Source organism: Aerococcaceae bacterium zg-252 (genome assembly GCA_016237705.1).
Lineage (GTDB): Bacteria > Bacillota > Bacilli > Lactobacillales > Aerococcaceae > Globicatella > Globicatella yangjingiae.
Window position 1 is genome coordinate 1,252,747 of sequence record CP066204.1, and the last position, 10,225, is coordinate 1,262,971.

4 protein-coding genes are annotated in these 10,225 nt (G+C 37.1%); all 4 read right to left on the bottom strand.

All coding sequences use genetic code 11. The annotated features are described in order from the left end of the window. Positions 1-187: 187 nt before the first annotated feature. The 4 genes from JDW14_05940 to JDW14_05955 all read right to left on the bottom strand — a co-directional run bounded on the left by JDW14_05940 (position 188) and on the right by JDW14_05955 (position 10,101). A complete protein-coding gene (locus JDW14_05940; protein QQD64877.1) occupies positions 188-1,537 on the bottom strand; it encodes a glycosyltransferase in 1,350 nt (449 codons plus the stop codon). A gap of 113 nt (positions 1,538-1,650) precedes the next feature. Next, on the bottom strand, positions 1,651-7,386 hold the full coding sequence (locus JDW14_05945; GenBank protein ID QQD64878.1) for a MucBP domain-containing protein: 5,736 nt from the start codon (positions 7,384-7,386) through the stop codon (positions 1,651-1,653). 677 nt (positions 7,387-8,063) lie between these two features. Continuing rightward, positions 8,064-8,699: an ABC transporter ATP-binding protein gene (locus JDW14_05950; GenBank protein QQD64879.1), complete on the bottom strand. Its 636-nt coding sequence runs from the start codon at positions 8,697-8,699 to the stop codon at positions 8,064-8,066. Positions 8,700-8,712: 13 nt separating this feature from the next. Next, complete coding sequence (locus JDW14_05955) at positions 8,713-10,101, bottom strand: FtsX-like permease family protein (protein QQD64880.1); 1,389 nt, start codon at positions 10,099-10,101, stop codon at positions 8,713-8,715. Between the last annotated feature and the right edge of the window lie 124 nt (positions 10,102-10,225).

Consider the following 10,225-nt stretch of genomic DNA (forward strand, 5'->3'; position numbering starts at 1 on the left):
TGCTACAATATGAAAGTGTTTACGTCAATTAAAACGGTTCAACTCTAAAAAAAGAACATCTACTTCAATTTTAATAGTTAAAAATTAAAGTGGATGTACTTAAAAATGAAAAAATGACTCTTGAAGTCCATGCCATTCAAGAGTCGTTCTATTTTTTTCAGCTTTAAAAGTTTATTTTAGATAACAATTACAATAATTCTAACCAGCGTTTTTGAACAACTGAAAAATCATATTTTTTAGCACCTTTAATGGCTCCCTCTCGGTATTGTGACCAATTTTTCTCTAAAAATAACTCAACCAACTCATCTGGTTCATCAAATAGCCTACCTGATACATCATCTTCCACAATTGCGGGCACACCATAACGACGATTCCAACCAATTACTGGTGTTCCTTGAGATAAAGATTCCAATAATGTATTACCAAAACCCTCCCCAAAGGATGTTGTTACAAATGCTTCATATTTATAGTACGGAATATCCTTAGAAGGTAAATATCCTTTTAATTGAATATAAGGTTTATCTTCAATCATTCTCTCTAACAATCCACGTACATCCTCACCGCCACCATAAATATCTAAAGTAATCGTGTCATCTTTGGCATGAGCCTGAGCTACTTTTTCAATCATCATCGGCAAATTCTTTTCAGTTGCCAAACGACTAGCCGTCATAAACCCTGACCTATTAGAATTAGTACTCATCGAATGTATATCCGGAGAACAGTTCATTTGAGCCACAAAGAGATTATTTGCAATGACATTTTCATTCTTTAATGATTCGTACAGTAATTCTTTTTGTAATTCAGTTTGTACAACAATTCCCGTGATTTTATTCGCTAAAAATGGTAATAATTTATATCCAGGGTTCCATTCACCGTCTACCATATGTTCACTCATGACATTAATATACGTTTTAATATTTTTTCGATAAGCAATAGTTGATAAAAATGGTAAGACTAAGCTTTCTATGCGGTCAAAAAATACCACATCGCCGTCATTCATTCCAATAGCATTATAGAAATTCACTACTAAATCATGATGATTTTTATAATGGATACCATTAAAATCGTAGCTAAAATTATATCTATCAACATATTGAATTAATCTTTCTTCACCATTTTCATCATAAAAAATACGCTGTACTACATTAAGATAATCCAATGTCCCTTCATATATTTCCTTATAAAAAAGCGTATCTTCATAAAAAGAAAGTTCATAATGATTATCAACAAATGCCAGCTCCCTATTTGTCATACGTTTCGGTATACGATTCGTAAAAAAATGGAACAATTCAATGTATTTTCCACTAAATCCTAAGTCTTCAAAATAATCTTGAATTGATTTAATTTGAGTCATTTCTGTAAATAAAAATATCACTTCATGTCCAGCTTCCGTAAACATTTTATGGCGTAATTGTTCTGAAATTTCAATTCCTGACGGATAGTCTGCTAATCGACTATTAACAATATATATCACTACTAATCCCTCGCTTTCAAATAGTTTAATCGCTTTAATTATATCATAATGTCCATGATACATCAGCCTTAGACCCCTTTAACAAAAACACAAAAACCCACCAATTGAGTTCGATCTCAAAAGGTGGGATTTAGTTAGATGACATTCATTAGCAAGTATTTGCCAGCGAATTTAAATTATGCTTCTTCTTTCTTGCGACCAGTTGCTACTAAACCTATACCAGTTAATACTGAAAGGGCAGCTGCACCCAAGAATATCATTGAATCAGCTTCACCTGTATTTGGAAGCATAGAAGATTTTTGAATGTCTTTATCATTAGAACCTGGTGTATTGGCTAGTTTATTTGGCATTTCACCTGGTTGTCCTGGTTGATTTTCTCCTGGGGTACCGCCATTTGGTTGTCCACCCTCTGGTGTACCATTGCCTGGTTGATTACCTCCTGGGGTACCACCATTTGGTTGTCCACCCTCTGGAGTGCCATTGCCTGGTTGATTTTCTCCTAGTGTACCACCATTTGGTTGTCCACCCTCTGGAGTGCCATTACCTGGTTGATTTTCTCCTGGGGTGCCGCCATTTGGTTGTCCACCCTCTGGAGTGCCATTACCTGGTTGATTTTCTCCTGGGGTACCGCCATTTGGTTGTCCACCCTCTGGTGTACCATTACCTGGTTGATTGCCTCCTGGGGTACCGCCATTTGGTTGTCCACCCTCTGGAGTGCCATTACCTGGTTGATTGCCTCCTGGGGTACCACCATTTGGTTGTCCACCCTCTGGAGTGCCATTACCTGGTTGATTTTCTCCTGGGGTACCGCCATTTGGTTGTCCGCCCTCTGGTGTACCATTACCTGGTTGATTGCCTCCTGGGGTACCGCCATTTGGTTGTCCACCCTCTGGAGTATCATTGCCTGGTTGATTGCCTCCTGGGGTACCGCCATTTGGTTGTCCACCCTCTGGTGTACCATTACCTGGTTGATTGCCTCCTGGGGTACCGCCATTTGGTTGTCCACCCTCTGGAGTGCCATTACCTGGTTGATTTTCTCCTGGTGTGCCGCCATTTGGTTGTCCACTCTCTGGTTTTTCATTCTCTGGATTTACTTTCAACTTGTAAATATAAGTTACATCAGTATTACCTTGTACCACTACACCAATTTCTTTGTCACCGTCTTTAACTTTCCACAATTCATAAACCATACCGTCTCTTCCAGTAAGTTTTTTCGGAATTTCTGTTCCGTTTTCGTTCGTATTGTACGCAGTACCTACTAGTGATTTCGGTGTGTCTACTGTTGGGTCTTTAATCACATTACCATTGTCATCCACATAGTGTACAGTTACCATTCCGGCTGGTAAATATGGAATATTTACACTCTCATTCGGATTTGTTGGTACTGGTGGCTCATATCCTTTTGTTGGGTCATTCGGATCTTTTGGTTTCAATGGTGTTGTTGGATCTTTCGGATCAACTGGAATATAGCCGTCCACATCTGGTAATGGTGGATTATCAGTTGGGTCTTCTGGTGTTTCATCGAAATCAATTGGTTTAATTGGATTACCATTTGAATCTGTCGGTGGTGTCAATGGATCATTTGGATTCACTGGGTTTGACGGATCTTCAGGAATATATGGAACATATTTTCCTGGTTTATCTTCCGGTATACTTGGTGGTTTAGGTTTATCTTCACTTGGCTTGCCACCTGAACCCTCTGGTTCTCCTTCAATAGGATTTCCTGTGCCTGGTTCTTCTGGACTACCTGTACCTGGTTCTTCTGGACTACCTGTACCTGGTTTTTCTGGACTACCTGTGCCTGGTTCTTCCGGTGTGCCTGTACCTGGTTCTTCTGGATTACCTGTGCCTGGCTCTTCCGGTGTGCCTATGCCTGGTTCTTCTGGGCTACCTGTACCTGGTTCTTCTGGACTACCTGTACCTGGTTCTTCTGGACTACCTGTGCCTGGTTCTTCTGGGCTGCCTGTTCCCGGATCTTCTGGGCTGCCTGTTCCCGGCTCTTCCGGTGTGCCTGTGCCTGGTTCTTCTGGACTACCTGTACCTGGCTCCTCTGGACTGCCTGTGCCTGGTTCTTCTGGGCTGCCTGTACCTGGCTCTTCCGGTGTGCCTGGTTCTTCTGAACCTGGGTCACCTTCAGTCGGATCACTTGGGCCGTCGACAACCGGTGGTCTTACCGGTTTCGGTTCCTCACCTTCTGGCGTACCTTCACCTGGGTTATCACTTGGATTTTCTGGTTTCACTAAGTAAACATACGTTACGTGAAGTGTTCCCTCAACATATTCAGCCTTAGGTTCTGCAAGTCCAACACCAGCTAACACATGACTATATTCATATGTAACACCTTTATAGGTAATTTCTTCAGGTTTCAATTCAGGTGTTGTTGCATCGTACATTACATGAGTCGGAATCATATCAGCTAATTGACCGTCTACATATATCTCAGTTCCAACTTTCATCGTCGGAATTTCTTGGTCAGCTTTTAATTCTTTACCTGTTCCGTCTACATAATGAACAAGTACTCTTCCCTCAACTTCTTGAGTTGTTATTTTAGCTTCTGGTTTGTTTACTGTTGGATACTCCCCTGGTACAGAAATTTTTTCGTCTGCCGGTTTTTCATTATACACGTAGACAATATGCGTTGTACCTGGAACCACTTCACCTGTTGCTTTAGGTGATAAATAAACTTTGTCCTCATTACTCACATCAACAATTGTCTTATTACCAACGGTTGCAGTTGCAGAAATTTCTTTAAATACGTACGTCTTACCACTATGAATAATTTCTTTTGGTTTTTCTAACTCAGTCGCTTCTGTATTAAACATTGTTCCTGGTTTCGCATTCATTGTGTCATAATAATCTGTATTAATCATTTCACCAGCTTCGTTTACATAGTGAACGACTACTGAACCTGGGATTTCCGGTGCAATTTCTTTATACACATAGATGACATGAGTTATTCCCTCTACTACAGTACCTGTTGGAGTTGGTGAGAAGAATACTTTATTAGCATTATCTTCAGTGACAATTTTCTTATCACCAACAGTTGCAGTTGCAGCCACTTCTTTAAATCCATAAGTCTTACCTGCAAACGAAATTGTAGCTGGTTTATCCTGAGTATTATCAACATTATACATCTCATTAGTGTTAACTGTATCAACTAATGTTTCTTTTTCATCTACCACTAAATACGTTTTAGTTTGTACTGTACGACTTGGTAAATCATGTTGATTTGCGATAACATTACCACTTTCATCAACATAATGAACGATAACTTTACCTTCTACCGTTTTATTCACTAACTCTGCTTCTGGAAGTGTAACAGTTGGATACTCTTCAGGCACATCATTTTTTGGTTTTGAGCGATAGTAGACATTAATTGTACGAATATGACGTGCTTCTTCTGCTACACGATATTCAGGGTCTTCACCACGACGAACAGCGTCTGCACGCTCATGCGTTGCCGCTTCAACAATCGCATAGTTATCATATGTCAATGCAAAACCAGCATCTTTACCAGCTGTCGCTGAGAAGAATGGTGGTGCTACTGTACCCATATGCTCATATGCAACAGTACTCAATTTTTGACGTATTATATTTACACCGTCTGTATAATATTTCGGATTTGTTGTTTTTACTGGTTTATAAATATATTCTTGCTCATCAATCGTAGAACGAACATAAGTATAATCTTTTAATATTTCAGGAGAACCGCCTTGATAATACGGGTCTAAAATTTCTGTTGCAGCTTTAACTTCTTTTTTAATTAACGTACCGTTTTCTGTGTAGTGATTAATCGTAACATTTGGTGTAATTGTAACATTACGATGAGAAGGCGCATTCTTATGATTAATTTTATAGTTCATCTCATTACGAACATCATCACGATATGGGCGATAGTTGACACCATACGTAAGTGTTCGGTCATCCATATCCGTACCACGACGTGTGTGTTCACCAATGAACACCTTCTCGTATTCATACTCACCTAGAACATTCGCAATTCTTCTAGCATCATAGACACCATAGTAATCTTGTAAAATAGACTGTTTATTAATGTTAAAATGGTGGTCATATACTACTTGTAGTAATGGTTTATTTGTTAAAACAACACGACCTTTTCCACTCTCTTTATCCCATTTAGGTAAGGCTAATGCTATACCCTCTGAAACAAAGTATGTACGAGTCGTATCGTCTGGTGCTTCCTCAACTGGAATAGTAGATGTATTCGTCACATATTTTTCACCTGTCATTTGATTGAAACCGTATTCTTTATAGACATAATGCTCTTTCCCGTCAATCATTTGACGTTCGGTCGTTGGTGAGATATCTACTAAAATTGCTTTTCGATACTCATTTTGAGCAAGCTTCATACTGTCATCCGAAGTAATATTCTCATTCCAATGATATAAGCCTACATTTTTTACTTCCGTATGATACTTCACATGTGGCTTCAATGAAATTGTCTTATTAAAGGACATCCAGTCAGATGAAACATAATTTTCAACTCTATTTCTATTACTTTCATCATCTCCATCAGCAAATGGACTCGCTGCATGCGAAGGAGTTGTTGTTTTCGTCGTACGATAAGAGATTTTATACGTTGCTTCCTTTTTCTCTTGATGATTATATAAGTATGCTTTATTATCACCAATACGTTTTTCGACATTATTAGCATCATTGATAACCATTAATAATGGCGTTCCAAAACGAGTATTTCGCTCTCCTTCAGAATCATTATCATAGTATGAAGCGAGATTATAAAGTCCACCCCATTTAGAAGGAAATCGTTCTAAATAAGCATGTGTCAACTGTGTCCAATTACGTCTAAAATGATTTTGAACATCCGTGGAAATTTGAAGATGTGCGCTAGCTGTACCATTTTCACTTTCTGTCGCTACTACTACCTTACTTGATCTAGGATCCGAGAAATCAGTAATCGGAACGGCATTAGAAGCCAACAGCATATCCGACTTATTCGTCGAAATCCAGTTACGTCCGTCAGCTCCTCTGAAGATTGCTAAATATGACTCAACACCATCAGCATCAACCAATTTAAATTCTGTCGCAACCGAATTATTTTCCGGTTTCGCCATCCATTCCAAAACTTTATTTAAATCAATGTATCCCTCTTCACCAAATTGTTGAACTTGGAACGTATCTTCTAATGAACGAATTTCTTTCACTTCAACAGTTTCATATCGTTTTAACAAATCCGTATATTGACCTTTTTCAATTTTTTCAATTCCATCATAATTTTCAACAACATGAGCAGGTGCAGTTGATGACGCCGCATCTTTGTACTTAGGATAAGCTTCCTTATCGTACAATAGACCACCGGCTTCATAACGAGTCGTCCGAACAGTATTACCCTCATCTACCACCACTGGCTTAACACCCAAAGTCAAAATATTTGTTTTCGGGTCAGCTGTCGTAGCCATATCTGAATAACCATATGCTTGTGATTCATCTTCATTAATACGGTATTTTGTAACCATTGTAGCTGAATCATCAGCTGGTCTTGTATTATCCGTTACGATTTCAGTCGGTGGCAACTCTGTTGCTGCTGGTACCATTTCAGCACTAGCTGGTGCTGGAGAGTCTACCATTGTTTCTTCAGCTGGCACATCTTCTTCTGGCATTGCTGCAGCTCTTTCTGCCACTGCAGGTATTGCTGTCTCAGCTGCTACTGGCTCTTCTACCACTGGTTCTACTGCCATCGGTAGTTCACTAGTTTCTACTTCATTTGATACAGTATTCGTATCTAAATTCTCTTCTTGTGCTAAAACTGCTTGTCCCCCAAAAAGAGAAACCCCAATTAAAGCAGAAGCAACACCCACTTTAAATTTTCGAATTGAAAAGATTTCACGCCGTTCAATCCGATACATATCATTTTTTAAATTTCTACGTTGCATATCTAAACCTCACTTTACATCAACATTTAAACTTCTTACATCGAATACTAGAATAGTATCTGTGACTCATATTTACCTAATTTAAGCAATTCAACCCATTTTTAGTATTGAATATATGATAAAAATTTGTTAACCGGTACCGTTTTTTTACTCGAAAAATATTCTTATCTCTGATAAAAGTAATCAAATTATTTAAGATAATTTCATTGACATTTTCCAAATGACAAAACAACAAATGATTAAGAAAACCTTTTCACACCGATGTGCCACCATCCTTATCATTAATTCAATATTACGAATCACATCCTAAATCATCAATTATCAATAAGCGACTAAACAACTTTCAAGAATATAGCACATATATTTTTATATGGCAAATAATTAGCCTTGTTAAATTTATATATTCTTTTAGGTCAGTTTAAAACAAAATAATATTCATTTTAATAAACTGCACCAGACTTCAACTTAACATAACAACTAGAAAGTGTCAATGAAGAATAATATCAACTTGTCATTTTTTCCTATATATATTATTTATAACAAATACAAATAGTAATTGTTATTTTTAACCTTACTTTTCTTAGTAGCTGCTGCAAAATAACCGAGAATCTATAACAAAAAAACTGGTATCATTTCGATTACATACCAGTTTTTCTATTCACGTTATTTTCTAACGACTACACTTGCGTCAATTTCATACCTTTCAAACGATAGACAACATCAGCTTGGTCTGACAATTGTTTACTATGCGTTACCACGATGACACATTTGTTTTCTTGATGAGCTGTTGCTTTCAATAATTGAATAATATCATCGGACGTGTTTTCATCTAAGTTACCGGTCGGCTCATCTGCCAAGACCAATGGTGCACCTGATACTAAGGCTCTCGCAATCGCTACCCTTTGTTGTTGCCCACCAGACAGATGCAAAACATTGCGATTAATTTGCTCCTCTTTTAGTCCCAAATTCAACAAAATACTTTTATCTGCCTCTTGTTTCACCAGTTGGATATTTTCTAATGGGGTCAAATAATCCAATAAATTGTAATTTTGGAACACAATGGTAATGTCATTTTTTCGATAATAGGTGTAGCCAATTTCTTTAATATCTTTATCTTCAAAAATAATTTGTCCCTCTGTCGGTTCATCAAGCCCAGCCAATAAAGATAGTAAAGTTGTTTTACCTGAACCAGATTCTCCAACAATTGCGTAAAACTTTCCACGTTCAAAGGCACAGCTAACATCACTTAATACTCGTGTACGTTCACTCTCTTTATACACATAACTTACATTTTTCAATTGAATAATACTCATTTCCAACACCCCCTTAGCTCATTTTTGACAGTATTTCTTTTGGTTTCAATTTGATGATATTCATTGAAGAAATACCGACAGATAAAATGATGATACCAATCCCCATAATCCATACCCACATAAATTCGTTTGCACCAATTGTGACATGGATTGAATCCAATGTTTTAGCAATTAAACTTGATTCAGCATCTGCTCCTAAATTCATACCACCTAAAGTATTTCCAAGGGCTAATCTACCAGCATCATTCGCTTGTTTTACTAAACTATCTCCTAATTTTTGAGCAATTAACATACCTGAACCAATAGATGCTCCAAAACTAAAGACCGCAATCATTAATAATTCAGCGATATATTGCAGCACAATATTCGATTTTGAGATACCAAGTGATAATAGAACACCCGTTTCATGAATTCGTCCGTTAATCCAAAAGGCTAATACGAGTGATAAGATAATTGAACTAATAATAATTGAACCTACAATCAATTGCTTAATTAAACGATCCATTGCATCTAATGAAGTTGTTAATGTTTTAAAGTTCTTATTAGAAGTGGTAACCGTATATTTTGACCAATCAATATCTAATTTCTTTACTTTTTCTAAAATCTCTGGCATTTTCGATGCATCTGAAACATAAAACTTCGCATCTTGATATGGTAATGTTTCTCTTGAACTTCCACTGATTTGAGTTGCTGTTGTAATATCCGACATTAAAATGTTTTCGATTAACTCTATTTCATGTGTTGCACGATCTTGATTACTACCTGTAAATAAGCCCACTACTTCAAGTTCGATTTCATCGTTTAACACTTTATCTTTATTGACCGAGCGATAAGGACTCGCTTTCACTTTAAATTTACTACCAATTTGTAGATTATTTAATGCTGCAAATTCTTCATGAACTAATACTTTATTGACATCATCTTTTTTAATATGTCGACCTGAAGTGAGTTTTAATGAGCCAGCTACAAATTTGTTGTCTAATTCAGTATTTTCATTTCCTTGCAAGTCACCCATTGTTTTTAATATAGCCTCTTGATTCGGTGAATAAGAAAAATGTTCTGTCTTTAATGGTACTTTCTTCAGTCCCATTAAATCTACTTCCGATAACGTTCGTAAATCGTTAGAAGTAATACCTTCGATACTTTTCACTTTATCAACAATTGAGCCTGGTACATTTCCTAATCCTCTATCACCTATCCCAAAATTATTTTGTAAATTGACTCCAATTTCAAAACTGGCACCAATGGCACTATTGATTGTTTTTCGAGTTTCTTTAGTTGCTGATTGAATCGCAAAACCGGCAATCATCGATGTTGCAATCCCAAATAAGATGAAAAACATAATCAACGATTTAGCTTTCTTTCTTGTAATATATAAAAATGCTCTTTTTAATACTGACATTTTCTTACCTCCTCTATGATGAAAGTTTATATCGCCAATATGAAATCTATATGAAATTGAAAAATTTTTTTGAAAGAAAGCAGCAAAAAGAACCGGCATTTGAGTGTTGGCTCAAATGCCGGTT